General features: G+C 62.0%; 16 protein-coding genes and 1 pseudogene. 4 read left to right on the top strand and 13 right to left on the bottom strand.

What is annotated here, in order from left to right:
- Positions 1-3 precede the first annotated feature (3 nt).
- Both tsaE and VJ464_16070 read left to right on the top strand, forming a co-directional pair.
- The gene (gene tsaE / locus VJ464_16065) at positions 4-462 is read left to right on the top strand and encodes a tRNA (adenosine(37)-N6)-threonylcarbamoyltransferase complex ATPase subunit type 1 TsaE (protein ID HKQ06650.1); all 459 of its coding nucleotides are present in this window, start codon (positions 4-6) and stop codon (positions 460-462) included.
- Positions 463-621: 159 nt separating this feature from the next.
- The gene (locus VJ464_16070; GenBank protein HKQ06651.1) at positions 622-1,596 is read left to right on the top strand and encodes a DUF6328 family protein; all 975 of its coding nucleotides are present in this window, start codon (positions 622-624) and stop codon (positions 1,594-1,596) included.
- Positions 1,597-1,900: 304 nt separating this feature from the next.
- On the opposite strand, the gene frr is transcribed toward VJ464_16070, so the two are convergent.
- From frr to VJ464_16130, 12 genes and pseudogenes are all read right to left on the bottom strand, one after another.
- On the bottom strand, positions 1,901-2,461 hold the full coding sequence (gene frr / locus VJ464_16075) for a ribosome recycling factor (GenBank protein ID HKQ06652.1): 561 nt from the start codon (positions 2,459-2,461) through the stop codon (positions 1,901-1,903).
- Positions 2,462-2,588: 127 nt separating this feature from the next.
- Positions 2,589-3,356: a UMP kinase gene (gene pyrH, locus VJ464_16080; GenBank protein HKQ06653.1), complete on the bottom strand. Its 768-nt coding sequence runs from the start codon at positions 3,354-3,356 to the stop codon at positions 2,589-2,591.
- A gap of 74 nt (positions 3,357-3,430) precedes the next feature.
- A complete protein-coding gene (tsf, locus tag VJ464_16085) occupies positions 3,431-4,102 on the bottom strand; it encodes a translation elongation factor Ts (protein HKQ06654.1) in 672 nt (223 codons plus the stop codon).
- Positions 4,103-4,708: 606 nt separating this feature from the next.
- Positions 4,709-5,398: pseudogene (rpsB, locus tag VJ464_16090) on the bottom strand (30S ribosomal protein S2).
- 186 nt (positions 5,399-5,584) lie between these two features.
- Positions 5,585-5,983 carry a 30S ribosomal protein S9 gene (gene rpsI / locus VJ464_16095; protein HKQ06655.1) on the bottom strand — a complete coding sequence of 133 codons (399 nt, stop codon included), beginning with the start codon at positions 5,981-5,983 and terminating at the stop codon, positions 5,585-5,587.
- Between the two features lie 38 nt (positions 5,984-6,021).
- Positions 6,022-6,462, bottom strand: a complete 441-nt coding sequence (rplM, locus tag VJ464_16100; protein HKQ06656.1) for a 50S ribosomal protein L13 — start codon at positions 6,460-6,462, stop codon at positions 6,022-6,024.
- 188 nt (positions 6,463-6,650) lie between these two features.
- The gene (locus VJ464_16105; GenBank protein HKQ06657.1) at positions 6,651-9,332 is read right to left on the bottom strand and encodes a GNAT family N-acetyltransferase; all 2,682 of its coding nucleotides are present in this window, start codon (positions 9,330-9,332) and stop codon (positions 6,651-6,653) included.
- A gap of 351 nt (positions 9,333-9,683) precedes the next feature.
- The gene (locus tag VJ464_16110; protein ID HKQ06658.1) at positions 9,684-10,925 is read right to left on the bottom strand and encodes a hypothetical protein; all 1,242 of its coding nucleotides are present in this window, start codon (positions 10,923-10,925) and stop codon (positions 9,684-9,686) included.
- A gap of 61 nt (positions 10,926-10,986) precedes the next feature.
- Positions 10,987-11,967 carry a sigma-70 family RNA polymerase sigma factor gene (locus tag VJ464_16115; GenBank protein ID HKQ06659.1) on the bottom strand — a complete coding sequence of 327 codons (981 nt, stop codon included), beginning with the start codon at positions 11,965-11,967 and terminating at the stop codon, positions 10,987-10,989.
- Between the two features lie 217 nt (positions 11,968-12,184).
- The gene (locus tag VJ464_16120; GenBank protein ID HKQ06660.1) at positions 12,185-12,745 is read right to left on the bottom strand and encodes a hypothetical protein; all 561 of its coding nucleotides are present in this window, start codon (positions 12,743-12,745) and stop codon (positions 12,185-12,187) included.
- A 138-nt stretch (positions 12,746-12,883) separates the two neighbouring features.
- Entirely contained in the window at positions 12,884-13,765 is an 882-nt protein-coding gene (locus VJ464_16125) for a GntR family transcriptional regulator (GenBank protein ID HKQ06661.1), read from the bottom strand.
- Between the two features lie 146 nt (positions 13,766-13,911).
- On the bottom strand, positions 13,912-15,195 hold the full coding sequence (locus VJ464_16130) for a glucose-1-phosphate adenylyltransferase (GenBank protein ID HKQ06662.1): 1,284 nt from the start codon (positions 15,193-15,195) through the stop codon (positions 13,912-13,914).
- 226 nt (positions 15,196-15,421) lie between these two features.
- On the opposite strand from VJ464_16130, the gene VJ464_16135 reads away from it, so the two are divergent.
- Positions 15,422-15,961 (top strand): NYN domain-containing protein, encoded by a 540-nt coding sequence (locus tag VJ464_16135; GenBank protein ID HKQ06663.1) that lies wholly within the window; start codon positions 15,422-15,424, stop codon positions 15,959-15,961.
- 6 nt (positions 15,962-15,967) lie between these two features.
- Complete coding sequence (locus VJ464_16140; protein ID HKQ06664.1) at positions 15,968-16,900, top strand: pseudouridine-5'-phosphate glycosidase; 933 nt, start codon at positions 15,968-15,970, stop codon at positions 16,898-16,900.
- Here VJ464_16140 and VJ464_16145 read toward each other — a convergent pair.
- Positions 16,895-17,476 carry a methylated-DNA--[protein]-cysteine S-methyltransferase gene (locus VJ464_16145; GenBank protein HKQ06665.1) on the bottom strand — a complete coding sequence of 194 codons (582 nt, stop codon included), beginning with the start codon at positions 17,474-17,476 and terminating at the stop codon, positions 16,895-16,897. The two genes, VJ464_16140 and VJ464_16145, sit on opposite strands and share 6 nt — an antisense overlap.
- Positions 17,477-17,516: the final 40 nt, after the last annotated feature.

The following is a 17,516-nucleotide window of genomic DNA, read 5'->3' on the forward strand; positions in this document are numbered from 1 at the left end:
CAGGTGACCGAAGAGCCATCCACACAAAACGGGCCGATAATCAGCGGCGAATTCGTTAGCCATTCGGCGCAAGAGACGTTTGACTTGGCCGAGCGCACCGGCGCGCAGCTCAAGGCCCGCACGGTCTTGCTGTTGAGCGGCGACCTCGGCGCCGGCAAAACGGTCTTTGCCAAGGGCCTCGCCGCAGGTTTGGGGATTGACCCGACGGAAGTGACCAGCCCGTCGTTCACGCTCGTCAATGAATACGCGGGCCGGCTGCGGCTCTATCACATCGATCTTTATCGGCTCGACACGGGCGCCTGCCGCGAGCTGGGTCTCGAAGAAATCTTCGCCGACGAGCAGGCGGTCACGGTCATCGAGTGGGCCGAGCGCCTGGAAGAAGTGCCCGCGGGCGCAACCCGCGTCGAGATCGAATACCTCTCCGACGACGAGCGCCGCATCCGCATCACTCCGGCCACCTGACCTACCCGGATAGACAACTCTTCAGCGATAAATCTATAATTTTGCTGTGGGCACGCTGACGCTGTGAGATGCGCGTCGCGACTAGCCGACATCCTTTCCACCTGTCCCGCCCGACGCCGCAGGGTTCGGTCTACATTCTGGCTTGACCGGCGAAATCATATGGCGAAGCTCAAAGACAAAGTTCAGAACGCGCTCGACGAAGTGCGCATCCTGATTCTCGGTTCACAGGTGCTGCTCGGCTTTCAATTCCGCTCGATCTTCGAGAAAGCCTTCGAGACGCTGCCCGCGCACGCCCAATACTTAAAGCTTAGCGGCCTCGGCCTGATGACGCTTGCCGTCGGGTTGTTGATGGCGCCGGGCGCGTATCACCAGATTGTCGAAGACGGCGAAGACAGCCAGCGCGTCCACCGCTTCACGACCGGCATTGCTGAGATAGCCTTGTTGCCGTTTGCGCTCGGCTTCGGCATCGATATGTTTGTCGCCGCCGAAAAGCTGATGAGCCAGACGTTCGCGGTGGTCGCCGGGCTGTTGATGACGCTAACGGCGCTCTTCTTCTGGTATGGCCTTGGGGCGATGCACAGAGCGAAATACGAGCCTGAAATAACGGAGAAGCGAGAGATGGAAAAACAACAGGAGAAGAAAGCGGCGGGCGGCACCAAGATCAAAGACAAGATCAAGCACGTGCTGACCGAATCGCGCGTCGTGCTGCCGGGCGCACAGACGCTGCTCGGCTTTCAGTTCATCACCTTCCTGATGGAGAGCTTCGACAAGCTCCCCGATTCGTCGCGCTACATCCACTTCGCCAGCCTGGCGATGGTCGCCCTGAGCATCGTCCTGCTGATGACGCCGGCGGCTTACCACCGAATTGTCGAGCGCGGCGAAGAAACCAGGCATTTTCACCGCTTTGCCAGCCGCGTGCTGCTGGCGGCGATGGTGCCGCTGGCGCTCGGACTGAGCGGCGACTTCTTCGTCGTCACGCGCAAGGTGACCGAGTCAACGGCGTTGGCCGCCGGGCTGGCGTTGGCTTTGCTGGCGCTGTTTTATGGCCTGTGGTTCGGCTTCACCGCTTACCGCCGCGGCCAGCGACAGGCAGAGGCGGGGTGGCGCATTGACCGCCAAGAGGCGGCGGATTAAGCCGGGAGGCGAGCGGCGGGCGGGGCAAAAAGCGCAAGCGAATTGCAATGATTATTTCCCGGCATTCTGGTGTATAGTGTCTCCATTGTTAGAGAGTAGTTGGAATCAGGGGGAAGTGGACGCCCCCCTGAGCCTCTTGGCCAATTAGAATTTAGAATTTAGAATTTCGATAACCCCAGAGCCTGCTCAAGGCTCTTTTCTTTTTTGGGCGCTTTTAACCGCAGAGAGCGCAGAGTGTCGCAGAGGACGGATAATCCTCTGCGACACTCTGCGCTCTCTGCGGTTAGCCTGCCCGTCGCACAGCTTACACGGTCATCACTTCTTTTTCTTTATGCTCCGAGGCTTCGTTGATCCTGGCGATGTGCTGGTCGGTCAGCTTCTGCACCTGATCGAGGGCGTCGCGTTCCTGGTCTTCGGAGATGCTCTTCTCTTTGAGCATCTTCTTGAGGTGGTCGTTGGCGTCGCGGCGGACGTTGCGGATGGCGGTGCGGTGTTCTTCGCTGATTTCGTGAACCACCTTGACCATCTGGCGGCGGCGCTCTTCGGTGAGCGGCGGGATCGGCACGCGGATCAGCTTGCCGTCATTGGCGGGGTTCAGCCCCAGGTCGGAGGCGCGGATGGCCTTTTCAATCGGCCCGAGCTGCGTCGGGTCGAACGGCTGCACGGTGATGAGCGTCGGCTCGGGCGCGTGAATCGTCGCCACCTGATTGATCGGCATCTCTGTGCCGTAGTATTCAACGCGGACGTTGTCGAGCAGGCTCACCGCGGCGCGGCCTGTGCGCACGCTGGCGAGTTTTTTGCGCCCGTCCTCGACCGCCGAGTCCATGCGGCGGCGGGCATCGTTGATGATGTCTTTGATCTCCATGCAAGCCCCTCCCGATTTTGGATTTTCATGGCTTAGCGCTGCGCGCCGGCGATTTTGGATTTTAGATTATTCCCGGAACGATTGAAAAGCCGCGATGTGCTTTCAATCGAAAATCCAAAATCCAAAATTAGGCTGATGCGCCGGATTCCCCGGCCAGGTCTTCCGGCAGCTCGTTGCGCACGACGGTGCCGATCTTCTCGCCGCAGACGACGCGGGCGATGTTGCCTTCTTTATAAAGATTGAAGACATGGATGGGGATATTGCGCTGGCGCACCAAACTGATCGCCGACGTATCCATGACTTTCAAGTCGCGCTGAATCACATCGAGGTAGGTCAGGTGATCGAACATGGTCGCGGTGGCGTCGGTGGCCGGGTCGGCGGTGTAGATGCCCTCGACTTTGGTGGCTTTCAAAATGGCGTCGGCGCGAATCTCCAAGGCGCGCAGCGCCGCCGCCGAGTCGGTCGTGAAATAGGGATTGCCGGTGCCTGCGGCAAAGATGACCAGGCGGCCTTTCTCGACGTGACGGATGGCGCGGCGGCGGATGAACGGCTCGGCGATCTTGTTCATTTCGAGCGCTGACATTACGCGTGTAAAGGCGCCCTGCTTTTCAAGCGCGTCCTGCAAGGCGAGCGCGTTGATCGCCGTCGCCAACATGCCCATGTAATCGGCAGAGGCGCGATCCATGCCCTTGGCCGAGAGCGCCACGCCGCGGAAGATGTTGCCGCCGCCGACGACGATAGCGATCTCGACGCCGAGGTCGTGAATCCCTTTGATCTCTTTGGCGATGCGGGTAATCGTCGTCGGGTCGATGCCAAAGCCCTGGTCGCCCATCAGGGCTTCGCCCGAAAGCTTCAGGAGGATGCGCTTATAGACCGCCTTGCGTTCTGATGCCATAGTACACCGTCGAACCGTTAACCCATCTTCCGCCCAACAAAAAAGCCTCTCTTGACGAGAGGCTTTTTTGCCGTTTACTGATTGCCGAGCAGTTCCTGTACCTCTGCACCGAGGTCGGCGCTACGTTTCTCTAACCCCTCGCCCATCTTGAAGCGCGTGAAGCGGCGCACCTTGACGTTCTCGCCGGTCTTGCCTGTCATGGTCGTGACCAGCTGGCCGATGGTGATGTTTTGATCCTTAACGAATGGCTGCTCCATCAGCACGACTTCTTGATAGTACTTGTTGAGGCGGCCCTCGACGATCTTATCCAGCACCTGCTGCGGCTTGTTGGCGTTCTTCGGATCTTGCTTCGCCTGATCCAGAGCGATCTCGCGCTCCTTGTCCAGCACTTCCGCCGGCACTTCGTCTTTGGTGACGTAGCGCGGCTCGCTGGCGGCGATGTGCATGGCCAGGTCATGAACGAAGCCGCGGAAATCGTCAGTGCGCGCCACGAAATCGGACTCGCAGTTGACTTCGACGATCACGCCGATCTTGCCGCCGGCGTGGATGTAAGCATCAACCAGGCCCTCGGCGGTGATGCGGCCCGATTTCTTGGCCGCCGTCGCCTGACCGCGCTTGCGGAGGATTTCGATGGCTTTCTCTTCGTCGCCGGCCGATTCATTGAGCGCCGCTTTGCATTCCATCATGCCGGCGCCGGTCTTCTCTCTGAGTGCTTTAATTGCTGATGCTGAAATTGCGTTTGACATTACGACCTGGTTCTCCTCTTCGATAATAAAAAACCGACGCGGAAACAGGGCGATGAAGAGACGCGGCGACAGACTGATTAATCTATCTGTCGCCGCGTCGCCGCGTCTCCGTGTCGCCGCGTCGTGTCCGCCTTACTCAGCGGTTTCGGCTTTGCCGGCGGCCTTGTCAGCCGGGAATTGCGCGCCGGGCTCGCGGTCAGCAGCCGCCGGCGCTTCTTCGCGGGCAAAGGCGCCCGGCACCGGCTCGGCTGCCGGAACGGTCGCGGCAGGCACGCTCTCTTTTTCGGCGGTGAACGATTCGTGATGGCCGCGATGACCGGGCTGCGACATCTGCACGTCGTTCTGGGTTACGGTAGCAGCGACCTGGGCCCCTGAAGGCGCCGCCGCGCCGGTCTGCGGAGGCACAGGCGATGCCGCTTCAGGCATGGCCGGCGCTCCAGGCGGCACATAGGTCGTGCGGCGTCCGCCGCGCCGGTCGCCACGTCCGCGCCCGCGCCCGCGGTCGCCGCGGTCGCCGCGCTCACCGCGCTCGGGCCGCTCGCCACGCGGCGCGGCTTCGGCGCCGTCGCCGGCGCTGCTCTCGGCCTGGCCTTCATCCGCCGCGCCTTCCTTGAGCATCTGCTGGCCTTCGACGATGGCGTCGGCCATCTTCGCGGCGAACAAGCGCACGGCGCGCAACGCGTCGTCGTTGCCGGGGACGACATAATCGATGCCGTCGGGGTTGCAGTTGGTGTCAACGATGGCGACGGTCGTGATGCCGAGCTTGTTGGCTTCGTGGACGGCGATCTCTTCCTTGTTCGAGTCGATGATGAAGATAACGTCCGGCAGGTGGCGCATGTCGCGGATGCCCGCGAGGTTCTTTTCCAGCGCCGCATGCTCGCGGTCGAGCTGCAAGCGCTCTTTCTTGGTGAGCGCGTCGAAGCGCCCGTCGGTGCGCATGGCCTCGATGTCCTTCATCTTCTGAATGGACTTCTGCACCGTCTGGAAGTTGGTGAGCAGGCCGCCGAGCCAGCGCTGATTGACGTAGAACTGGTTGCAGCGCTTCGCCTCTTCGGCGACGGCGTCCTGGGCCTGGCGCTTGGTGCCGACGAACAGGAAACTGCGGCCATCCATAGCCGCCTGGGTGACGAATTTCACAGCCTCTTTGAAGAGTCGCTGGGTCTTCTGAAGGTCAATGATGTAAATGCCGTTGCGTTCGCCGAAGATGTATTCCTTCATCTTCGGATTCCACCGCCTGACCTGATGCCCGAAGTGGACGCCAGCTTCAAGCAGCTCCTTCATCGTTACAGTAGCCAATCGATCCTCCTACTCGTTGAATTGGTTTATGTGCTCGCCGGCCCGCGGTTCCAATTGTCCTGCTGGAACAACCAATCGCCTGGGCCGACAATGGGATTGCGGATTGCGGATTGCGGATTGCGGATTGGTAGATTCGGGAACCTCGTTCCAAAATCCGCAATCCGCAATCCGCAATCCGCAATCGCGTTAGCGTTTCGAGAACTGGAAGCGCTTGCGCGCGCCCTTCTGGCCGTACTTCTTACGCTCTTTGGCGCGCGGGTCGCGGGTGACGAAGCCGGCGCGCTTCAAGCGCGTGCGAAATTCGGGATTGAATTCGACCAGCGCCCGCGTCACGCCGTGGCGCACGGCGCCTGCCTGACCGGCTTTGCCGCCGCCATCGACATTCACCAGAATGTCGAACTTGCCGGCGGTGTCTGTCAGATGCAATGGCTGGCGAATCACCATGCGATGCACTTCGTTATCGAAATACTCTTCGAGCTTGCGCTTGTTGACAATAATTTCGCCGGTGCCGGGCTTGATGAAGACGCGCGCCGTGGCGCTCTTGCGGCGGCCCGTTCCGTAGTTTTGAATCGTCTCTGCCACTATCGAATCTCCTTCAACTCATGCGGGATGGCCGCAATGACTTATCGCTTGACCTCGAACGTCTCGGGCTGCTGCGCCTGATGCGGGTGATCTGTGCCGACATAGACCTTGAGCTTCTTGCCCATCTTGCGGCCGAGCTTATTCTTCGGCAACATGCCGCGAATCGCCGACTCAAGGATGCGCGTCGGGTGCTGCTGCAATTGCTTTTGCGCGGTGATCTCTTTGAGGCCGCCGGGCCAGCCGGTGTGATGGCGATAGACTTTGTCCTTCCACTTGTTGCCGGTGAAGACGACCTTCTCGGCATTGATGACGACGACATGGTCGCCAACATCAATGTAAGGCGTATAGGTAGGTTTATTCTTGCCCATCAATATGCGAGCGGCTTCGGTTGCCAGCCGGCCCACAGTCTTGCCATTGGCGTCGATGATGAACCACTTGCGGCTTTGCTCAAGATTCTTGCCGCTCGGGACGAATGTACTCATGGTGCGAATCTCCAAATTTAGCGTAAAGAAGACGAACAGATAGGATACGAAATGGCCTTTGCATTGTCAAGTTAGCCGTTCGCCTCTGTTTTGGCTCAATGAATTGGCCGACCGGCCCGCCGCCATCAGGTCGCCGAAACCGGTTGAACCCTCATCAAGGGGAAAGCTCGCGCCTCGCTCCCCCTCTCTTAAAAGTAAGCGATGCGGCGCGTCGGCGGCGGTTCGCCGAGGCGCGCAACGCGGATACGCGCATCAACGACCTTCGCGCCCTGTTCCAGCACTTTCACAGGGTTAGCATCCATCTCGTGAATCTGCGGGCAGATTTCGAGCAACACCGAAACGCGCAGAATCAACTCTCTCAGCGCCGCTTCATCCGCCGCCTTCGCGCCGCGCCAGCCGCGCAGCAAGGCCGTGCCTCGCACTGTGTCAAGCATCTCTTGAACGTCTGCGTCGGTTAGCGGGTTGATGCGAAACGCCATATCATTCAGCAGTTCGACCAGGATGCCGCCGCTGCCGTACGCCACCAGAGGGCCGAAGGTCGGGTCGAGCGTCGCGCCGACGACGACTTCGACGCCGCCCGTAACCATCTCCTGCACCACCATCCCTGACAGCTCTTCGCCGAGCCGCCCGCGCATCTCTTCAGCCGCCGCGCGCACCATTCGCTCATTCGCCAGATTCAAGCGCACGCCGCCGACTTCCGTCTTGTGCAGGATGCGCGGGCCGACGGCCTTCAAGACGACCGGGTAGCCGATGGCTCGCGCCGCCTTCGCCGCTTCGTCCGTTTTCGTGACCAACCGCGATTGCGCCATGCTGACGCCGACAGCATTGAATAAATCATGTAACTCGACGGGACTCAGCCAGCCGTCGCCGCGTTCGAGCGCCTGCTCGACGACGCGGTGGGCATCGTCAACGCGGATGTTGTCGAACAGCGGCAGCGCGCCCGCGGGCTGTTGCCGCCATTCGCCGTAGGTCGTCACTTTCGCCAGAGCCTTGGCCGCCGCTTCGGGAAAAGCGTAGCTCGGAATGCTGGCGAGTATGGCAGGCGCGCCCTTGGCCGACATGAAATTGGCAATGACCGGCTTGCCGCTGGCCTGTTGAGCGCCTTCGACGATGGCCGCCGCTACGGCTTCGGCCTGTGTGAGCAGGGGCGGGATGAAGACGACGATCAGCGCGTCTACGCGCTCGTCCGCGAGCAGCGCGCGCATGGCCCGCTCGTACTGCTCGGCGGTCGCCGAGGCGATCATGTCTACAGGATTAGCAACGCTTGCCGCCGGCGGCAGGAAGCTACGTAGCTCGGCCACCGTCGCGTCCGTCAGCGTCGGCAGTTCCAGCCCATTGGATTCGCAGGCGTCGGCGGCGAGGATTCCCGGCCCCCCGGCATTTGTAAGGATGGCTACACGACGCCCGGCGGGCACAGGCTGGTGCGCCAACAGGTTGGCGACATCGAACAGCTCTTCGAGGGTATCCGTGCGAATGATGCCGGCCTGGCGGAAGAGCGCGTCGGCGGCGCGGTCGGTAGAGGCGAGTGCTCCGGTGTGCGACGAGGCGGCGCGCTGGCCCGCCTGCGAGCGCCCGGACTTCACCACGGCGATAGGCTTGTCGCGGGCGATGCGCTTGGCGATGCGCCCGAAGTTGCGCGGATTGCCGAACGATTCGAGGTAGAGCAGGATGACGTCCGTGCGCGGGTCTTCGGCCCAGTATTGAATCAAATCGTTGCCCGACACATCCGCCTTATTGCCGACCGAAACGAAAGTCGAGATGCCGATGTTGAGGTCGCGCGCGTAATCGAGAATGGCCAGGCCGAGCGCGCCACTCTGCGTTGACATCGCGACGCGGCCTGCCGGCGGGTAGACCGGCGAGAAGGTCGCGTTGAGCGTGACTTCGGGGTCTGTGTTGATGATGCCCATGCAGTTCGGGCCGATCAAACGGATGCCGGCGCCGCGAACTTTTTCGAGGATAGCGGCTTCGCGGGCGCGGCCTTCGCCGCCGGTTTCGCCGAAGCCTGCGCTGATGATGACCATGCCGCGCACGCCTTTGCTGATGCAATCGTCAACCGCCGCTTCAACGCGCGCCGCCGGCACGACGATGATGGCCAGATCAACGTCATCCGCAATCTCTGTGATGCGCGCATAAGCCCGCGCCGAGCCGACGACGCGGGCCTGCTCGTTCACCGGATAGACGACGCCTTGAAAGCCGGCGCTCACGAGGTTGTGAAAGACTTCGGCGCCGATCTGGCCGCGCCGCCGACCGGCACCGATGACCGCCACCGACTTCGGCTCGAAGAAAACCTTCATCGATGCAGAGGCCGCCGCCTGCCCGCGCCGCGCCAGCTTCTCTTCAAGCTCCGGCGTCGCCGCGATGGAAAAAGTAACGTAGAACACACCGCCGTCGAGCCGCCGCTCGACCCGGAAGCCGGTGTTGAGAAAAACGTCCATCATCTTGCGGTTGTCGCCGAGGACGTACGCCTCGAAGGTCTTGACGCGATTCTCGCGGGCGATCACCGCGAGCCGTTCGAGCATGCGCGTGGCGATGCCGCGCCCTTGCAGCGCGTCTTCGGTGAGAAAGGCGACTTCGGCGCGGTCGTCCGCTTCGTGATCGCGGTAGTAGCGGGCGACGGCGACGATGCGGCCCGCGTGTTCGCCGACCAGCGCGAAGGTGTCGTTGTAATCCACGGCGCAAAGCTCGATGGCCTTCTCGCGGGTCAGTTCAGGCAGCGGGCTGAAGAATCGGAAGTAGACGCTGCGCGGCGACAGCCGCAGATGAAAGGCGATCAGTCCGTCCACGTCATCTGGACGGATGGGGCGCAGGCGCAACGTCGAGCCATCGCGAAGCAAGGTGTCGGACTCGTAGCGTGCAGGATAATGACTCATGCAGGGTCTCCAGAAAAGGGTGATAGTCCAGCGGTATGATTTCTACATGATTATACGGCGAAACGGCGGGCGAATGAATCGTTATTCGGCGCGCAGCAGCCTGGGAGCGCGGGCAGCAAGGGACATTCAGTTTTGCGAAACAGGGAAGAAAGAAAAACACAGAGGCACAGAGGTATGGAGACACGGAGAAAACACGGCGGCTCCTCTGTGTTCCCTCCGTGCCTCCGTGCCTCCGTGTTTAACTCATCTTTATGAATGTCGAGAACTGAATGGCTCTGCGGGCAGGAAAGAAAACGGCGCGGTGACCTGTCGCGTCACCGCGCCGTGGATTGCTAACCTAAAGCGATTGGCTTACTGCTCACCCTTCTGCGGGATGAGAATGTAGACTTTGTCTTTGAACACAAAGATGACGCGCGCATCCGACGGGAAGCCGGTAAAGAACGGCTTGATCTTCTCTTCTTTAGCCAGCAGGTCGCGGTAGACATCGCTGTCGCGAATGACCTGGACGACCGGCAGACCTTTGCCGGAATCGTAATCCCGATCCATCCAGGTGCCGTCGTGCAGCCAGAACTGATGACTGCCGACTTTGCGCGAAGCCACGCGCGGCGCGGCGCTTGGGCGGAGAAATGAAGCAGCCGGGCCGCTCACTGCGTCGTCGCGTCGCGTCCTTGAATACTCACGGTCGCGACCGCGAGTCGGCGGCGGCGGCGGCGGCGCAATCGTTTCGGATGCAACGGCGCTGTCGGCTTTGGCGCGCTCTTCGGTGCGGCTCGGTTGCGCGGTCGCAGCCTTCGCGGCGTCACGGTCGCCGGCGACCGGCTTCGATTCTTTCTCGTCACTCTTTGACTGCGGCGCTCCGGCAGCCGTAGCCGGCGCGGCAGGCGGCGTCTGTGTTTCGTTTTTGGCGATGGTCTGATCAGCAGGCTTCGGCTCGGCAGGCTGTGACGCCGCCACGACACCCGGCTGTACGTTCGATGGCGCCGCAGCGCCGCCGGCTGCGTCTTTAGCGTCTGCTGTCGCGCCCGGTGCCGGCTTTTCACTCGGCGCTGCGGCCACGGTCTTTGTCGCGGGCGCTTCCGTCGCGGTATTCGCTGCGGCGACTGAGCCGCCGGTCGCGTTATCCTGAACAGGGTTAGCAGCGGGCGCGCTTGCCGTCGCCTGGGCGTTGGCCGGTTCAGTAGTCGAAGGAGGCTGCCCGGCGGGCGTCGCGCGGTGCGACACGGCCAGCGGCAAGGTAATCGCAAGCACAATCGCCGCCGCCGCCGCCATCGCCCATTGCGGCGCGGTCAGCGCCCCGAGCCAGCGTCTGGCCGGCGAGATGGCTGGCCGGCGCTCGACGGTCGCCACTGCCGGCGTCGGCGCGGCCTCGGCCTGTGCCAGTCGCGTCAGAGCGATGATTGACTTGCGGCAGGGCGAGCATGCCGCGAGGTGCGACTCGTAGCCCGCCACCGCGCTTGCCGACAGCCGGCGCTCGACGTAGGCGCTGGCCAGGTCGGCGTCAAACTCCGCACAGAGCGACGCGGCGTTGCCCGGTCTGCCGCCTTGCGCGCCGAGCAGCCGGTCAATCGTTTTATCCTGCGTTTTGGTGAACATCTTCTATCCTTCAGGGTCGCTCCGATACTAAAGAACGGCGGTGGGCGACCCGCTTGCGAGTTTATTTCATGCCGTGCTGGACGACCGCATTGCCCGCACCTTTTGCCGATGGGTCTTCGGCACGCTGCGTCGCGTCGAACAGGTGCTCGCGCACGCTGTGATTCATCTCTTCGGCGGCAAGCTGTATGGCTTCGGCGACCTCGCGGCGGTTGAAGCCGTGGTCGCGCGCCAGACTCTTTTCGATGAGCTTGCGCAGGCGCTTCTGCACTTTCATCAGCCAGCGGCTGATGGTCGCTTCGTGAACGTCGAACAATTGGCCGATCTCGCGCAGCGTCATCTCTTCATAGTAGTAGTAGGCGAGCAGCAAACGCTCGCGCGCCTCAAGCTCCTGGATGGCGCGGCGCAGGGCGGCGGCGACTCCTGTGCGATAGCGATCATTGACGAACGAGACTTCGGGCGCGACGTGGCGCTCGGCGGCCTCGGCGCTCGCCAGCCGCTCAATGTCTTCCGGCTCTTCGGTCTGCACCAGGCGGCTGGTCTGCCGGTGCTGATCGGCGGAGAGTTGAAAGACCACGGCCCGCAGCCAGCCGCGCAGCGAGCCGCGACCGGAATAGAACGAGAACTTGCTGACCCGCACGCCCGCCGATTCGCGCAGCCCATATAGCTCGGCGAAGGTCGAGTCGGCGAGCTGTTCGGCGGCGCCGGCGTCTTGCGTCATGGTGCGGGCAATGTTGATTAGATAGGAGCGGTAATCGCGGTAGAAGTCCGCCCACGCGGCATCGTCTCCTTTGGCGCAGGCCACAGCCAGACAGAGGTCGTCAGAGTTGAGCGAAGTGAAATAATCGGTGACCGCCTGGCGGGCTTCGGCGGTGGGGCCGGGGTTGCCGGTCGTTTCCTCGATCTGTGACCCAAGATACTTTTTCGCCGAGGCGTGCAGCGCCGCCGCCAGTTCCGCCTCGCTGACGCTATAGGGCTGGCGGATGTGCGCGGCGACTTCTTCGATCTCTTTTTTGAACGCTTGTTGAAAGTCTTCAACCGTCATGGGTCACCCGGGCGCTCGTCTGGTCTTGTACGCTGGTTGAACAATCAGTTTGAGGCGAGACTATGCTAACACAAAAAAGGCGGCTTTGCGTAGGCATTGCGGCGGGTTGCGGCGGGCAATCCTGGCTGGACTCGGCTGACTAACCGCAGAGGGCGCAGAGGCGCGCAGAGGCCGGATCAATCCTCTGCGCGCCTCTGCGCCCTCTGCGGTTTAACTTTTAGAGTTTGGCTTTTTGTGTCACAGGCGCTCTGGCGGCGCGCGCCTGTTTGATGAAGCTGTCGGCGATCTTGCCATAGACGGTGCCGAAGAGCGAGCCGACCTTGCCGCTGGCGACAACGATGTGGGTCTTCGAGTCAATCACGGTGAACGGGAACTCGATGGTGAACGGCAAACGCTCGACCTCAATCCACAGGTCGGCGTCGCTGGCGTCTTTGGTGATTACCAGACCGAGCTGTTGAAAGTCGCGGCGGCGTTGCAGCGCGCTTTCAAGCGACTTGCGCTTCATGTAGCCGGTGTCCGAGCGCACATAGATCAGACGCGCCGTGGCCAGAATCGCCTGCGGGTCTTTATGGGCGCGCGCCGCGGCAAGCTGATGGCGCTGCGCCGCTTCATCGTCAGTCGCCTGTGGGGCGGGATTTGCCGCGAGCGTTGCGCCGTGCGCCGGCTCGGTGAGAAAGAGTGAGATGGCGACGATCAGCAGCCAGAGCAACACAAAGATTGCGGCGAGCTGATAGGCATTGATAAGCAGGCCGATGCCGTTTCTGACTTTGGCGCGCATAACTCGTCCCTCCTTTTCGCGTCCGCCCGTGGCGGTCTTTGACAGTTGCGAGCATACGGCGAGGAGCGGGCGAGGTGGGCCGGCGCTGTGACACTTTTTTCGACTGTCACAGGCGGGCGCAAGCCGGAAGGAGGCGCTTCAGGAGGCAGGCCCGGCGACGAAGGTTTTCAAGCGCCGCAGCTCATCAAGCGAGGCATCTGCAATAATGCGAAAGACGCGGGCGCGGCAGCCGGCGGGCAGTTGCCGGGCCGTCAGCGCATCGCAAATGACCAGGGCGCTTGCGGCAAGTCCGCGCGGCCAGCCGCGCCGCCGCGCGTCACGCAAGTCGAGCGCGTCGGCATCAACCCCAGCCGCCACCAACATCGTGTGCGCCCACTTCAAAAACTCCGGCCAGCGCGACACCACAGAGACTAGCGCATCGTCAGCCGGGCGCGCCTGTCCGGCCATAGACTGTGGCACAGAGCGCAGCTTCAGCACCGTCAGCGGCGTGTTCGGCGGCAACTGCCGGCGCGCCTCTTCCGCATGCGCAAACATCACGACGACCGCCGCGCCCGCCAGCCGTCGCGCGCAGTCATCGAGCCCGGCACCCAGCGTGCGAAAGCCCGTGGCCTCTTCGATCTCGGCCACCAGAATGCGGCAGAGTTCGGCGTCCGGCTCGATGACCAGAAAATGATCCGGCGGCTGCGCCTCGAAGAAACCACGGACGCCGGCTTGAATGTCGGCCAGGGTGTAGCCGCGATCACGAGCGATCTGAAAGAGCGTCGCGATGATCTGCTCCAACTCCAGTCGCTCGCCCGGAGGTTGCTCGGCAACCGGGCCGCGCACATAGATGCCGCTGCCTTTGCGAAACTCGACCCAGCCGCGCGCCGCCAGGTCGCGGTAGGCGGCGCTCACCGTGTTGGCATGGATTTGAAAGCGTTGCGCCAGCTCGCGCGTGCTCGGCAATCGCTGGCCGGGCTTGAGGTCGAAGCTGACGATGCCGAGCAGAATCTGCGTGGCGAGTTGCTCACGCAGCGGCACATCACTGTTCTTCGATAACCAGAGGCGCATAAAGAAGTAAAAAGTAAAAAGTAAAAAGTAAAAAGTAAGGCAGGGATTCAATAGGTAGGTCCGGCCTATTGATAATCCGGCTCCTCACTTTTGCCTTTTTACTTTTTACTTTTGCCTTAAATCACCGTGCCGTCGGCGATGACGCCGTGCTTCGGCACAATGACGAGGCCGTCACGAATGAAATACCCGTCACCGTCATACTCCTGGTGGCGGGTCTCGTTGAGGATCTGCACGCCTGCGCCGATGCGGGCGTTCTTATCGATGATGGCGCGGCGGATGAAGCAGTTCGGGCCGATGCCGACACGCGGATAGCCTTTGTTGATGTCGCCCTGCATCTCTTCGATGGTTTGATAAAAGTCCGCGCCCATCATCAGCACGCCTTCCAGGCGCGAGCCATGCTCGACGCGGCTGCGGATGCCGATGATCGAATCGGTGATCGTCGCGCCGTTGATGATGCAGCCTTCGGTAATGATCGAGCTCTGGATGCGGCAATCCAACAGCTTCGAGCCCGGCAGGTAGCGCGGGCGCGTGTAGATCGGCGCTTGGGCGTCGAAGAAGTTGAACGGCGGCAGCGGCAACGTCATCTCGATGTTGGCGCGGTAGAAGGCGCCAATCGTGCCGATGTCTTCCCAGTACCCGTCGAACAGGTGCGCCTGCACGTTGAAGCGCGCCAGCGCTTGCGGCAGGATCTCTTTGCCGAAGTCAATGGCGTTCGGCATCTCGCTAACCAGTAACTGTTCGAGCGCCTCCTTGCGAAAGACGTAGATGCCCATCGAAGCCAGAAACGGGCGGCGTTGCGCCTGTTCGGGCGACAACCCCAGCACAGAGGTGTCAACGCGCATGGGGTTGAGCGCCTCGCCTTTCGGCTTCTCGCTGAACTCGATGATGCGCCCGGTGTTATCGATCTTCAGCAGGCCAAATCCCGATGCGTCTTCTTCGCGCGCCGCCGTCACCGCCACGGTAATGTCAGCGCCGGTCTCTTCGTGGCGGCGCAGGAAGTCGCGGTAGTCCATGCGATAGAGATGGTCGCCGGCGAGAATCAGCACCGTGTCGCCTTTGTTATCGGCCAGGTGCCCGTAGGACTGGCGCACGGCGTCGGCGGTGCCTTGAAACCAGTCGGGACTTTCGGGAGTGATTTCGGCGGCGATGATTTCGACAAAGCCGTTGGTGAACGGGCTGAAGCGATACGTCCGAGAGATGTGGCGATTGAGCGATGCCGAGTTGTACTGAGTCAAAATGAAGATGCGCATGACATCCGAGTTGATGCAGTTCGACACGGGGATGTCTATGAGGCGATACTTGCCGCCGAGCGGCACGGCAGGCTTGGCGCGCAGGCGGGTCAACGGGAACAGGCGTTGGCCGACGCCGCCGCCCAGAATGATCGCCACTACGTCGTTCATGTCCATCGTCAGTTTCTCCTCCAAAGAGCCTTTCTGAACTGCGCGGAAAGTATAAACCCCGCGCAAGGATTGCGTAAAAGCCATTGCGACAACAAGGGCGCGCGTTGTGACAAGCCTGTCTCAGGCGGCGCGCTTTTCGCCCTGCCGGTTGCGGCTTTCAGCGCCCGCCGATTATGCTATCAATTCGCGTGCGACGGTGTGTGAGCTTCTCGACAAAGGACATTGAATGGCGGCATCCCGCGGCAAAACGATCTGTTTCATTGACAACGCAAACGTCTATCACGGCCAGATCGAAAACGGCTGGCGCATCGATTGGCAAAAATTCACCCGCTTTCTCGAAGAGAACGGCGAAGTCTGGCAGACCTACTTCTTCGCTTCCGAGACCGACCCGCCGAGTGACGGCGCGACGGCTTTCTACCAGTTCCTCAAAGAAGACCTGCGGTGGGAGGTCGTTTTGTACACGCTCGGCAAAAAGACCATGCGCTGCAACGAGTGCGGCCACGAGCATACGACCTATGCCGAAAAGGGCGTAGACGTTGGGCTGGCGACCAAGATGCTGATGCTCGCCGTCAATCAGGCGTACGAAACGGCCATCCTGGTTTCGGGTGATCGCGACTACGTTGAAACCGTCCAACACATCAAAGGCCGCGGCCTGCGCGTCGAGATCATCGCCTGGCGCGCCGGGCTGAGCAACGAGCTGGCCGGCGAATCCTCGTCCCCTGTCGTCCATCTTGACGACCTGCGCGAGCAGATTGAGATGAAGTAATGACCGATGACCAGTGACTTTCTTCATGTCTCGGAAGACGTGCGCGACGCGCAGGCGAATGGGCGCGCGGTGGTGGCGCTCGAAACGACCGTGATCGCGCACGGCTTGCCGCGCCCGCTCAACCTTGAAACGGCGCGCGAGTGTGAAGCTGTCGTTGTTCGTGAAGGCGCCCACCCGGCCACCATCGGCATCATTGATGGCCGCCTGACCGTCGGCCTGAGCGAGGCGGAGATCGAACGCTTCGGCGCAGGCCGCGCGCCCGACGGCGACGCGATTGAAAAAGTCGGCTTGAATAACCTGGCAGGCGTGATCGGGCGACGCGGCTGGGGAGCAACGACCGTGGCAGCGACCCTGCGCATCGCCGCACTCGCGGGCCTGCGCGTCTTTGCGACCGGCGGCATCGGCGGCGTGCATCGCGGCGCCAGCGAGACCTTTGATGTGTCGGCGGATTTGACCGCGCTCGGACGCACGCCTCTGGTCTGCGTCTGCGCCGGCGCTAAAGCGATCCTTGATCTGCCGAAGACGGTCGAGGTGCTGGAAACCCTCGGCGTGCCCATTGTCGGTTATCGCACACAGGCGTTCCCGGCCTTCTATTCACGCGAGAGCGGCTTGAGTGTAGATGTCACGGTGAACTCGCCCGATGAAGCTGCCGAGCTCGCACTTGATCACTGGCGCACAGGCGGAAAGTCTGCGGTGCTGGTCTGCGCGCCGGTGCCTGAAGCTTACGAGCTGCCGCGTCAGGAAGCCGAGCGCGCCGTCGAAAGCGCAATCACGATGGCCGAAGAGAAAGGCATTCGCGGCAAGGCGCTGACGCCGTTTCTATTGACGCAGATGAAAGAGCTGACCGCCGGCCAGACGCTCACCACGAATCGGGCGCTGCTCATAAACAATGCTGCCATCGCCGCGCAGATCGCCGTCTGCATGGTTAAGCGGTCATAGATAGTTGAGCGTCAACTGTTCGCCGCTCGATACGGTCGGCCCGATGACATTGCGCTCATGTTCGAGCAGCCACTTCTTCCGCCAGATGCCGCCGCCGTAGCCGCACAGGTTACCATCCGAGCGGATCACGCGATGGCAGGGGATCACCACCGCCAGCGAGTTCCTGCCATTGGCGCGACCGACGGCGCGCACGGCCCGCGGGTTGCCGAGGCAGGTGGCCAGCTCGGCGTACGACCAGGTCGCGCCCGGCGGGATCGTTTGTAGCTTTGCCCACACATCGCGCTCAAACGCCGAGCCGCCTACAATCAGCGGCACCGTAAAAGTCAGTTCCCTGCCCGCGAAGTAGGCTTGCAATTCCCGGCTGATCGTTTCGAGGTGCGCGTTTGTGCCCGGCTCGATGGGCTGTTTACTCCGCGCCCGCAGCGCAGCGATCTCGCTCTCCAGCTCGCGCCGGTCTACGAACTCAAGCAGGTGCAGGCCTTCGTGATTGGCCAGCGCCAGCATTGCGCCGAGCGGCGTTTCGATCTGTCGCGCCTGCAAGCCGTCCACTGTGTTGGTTGTTGGCAGCGTGTTCATAGCCACATTGTAAATGACGAGTGAGAAATGATGAATGCCG

This window comes from Blastocatellia bacterium, from assembly GCA_035275065.1.
In the GTDB taxonomy this organism is placed as follows: domain Bacteria; phylum Acidobacteriota; class Blastocatellia; order UBA7656; family UBA7656; genus DATENM01.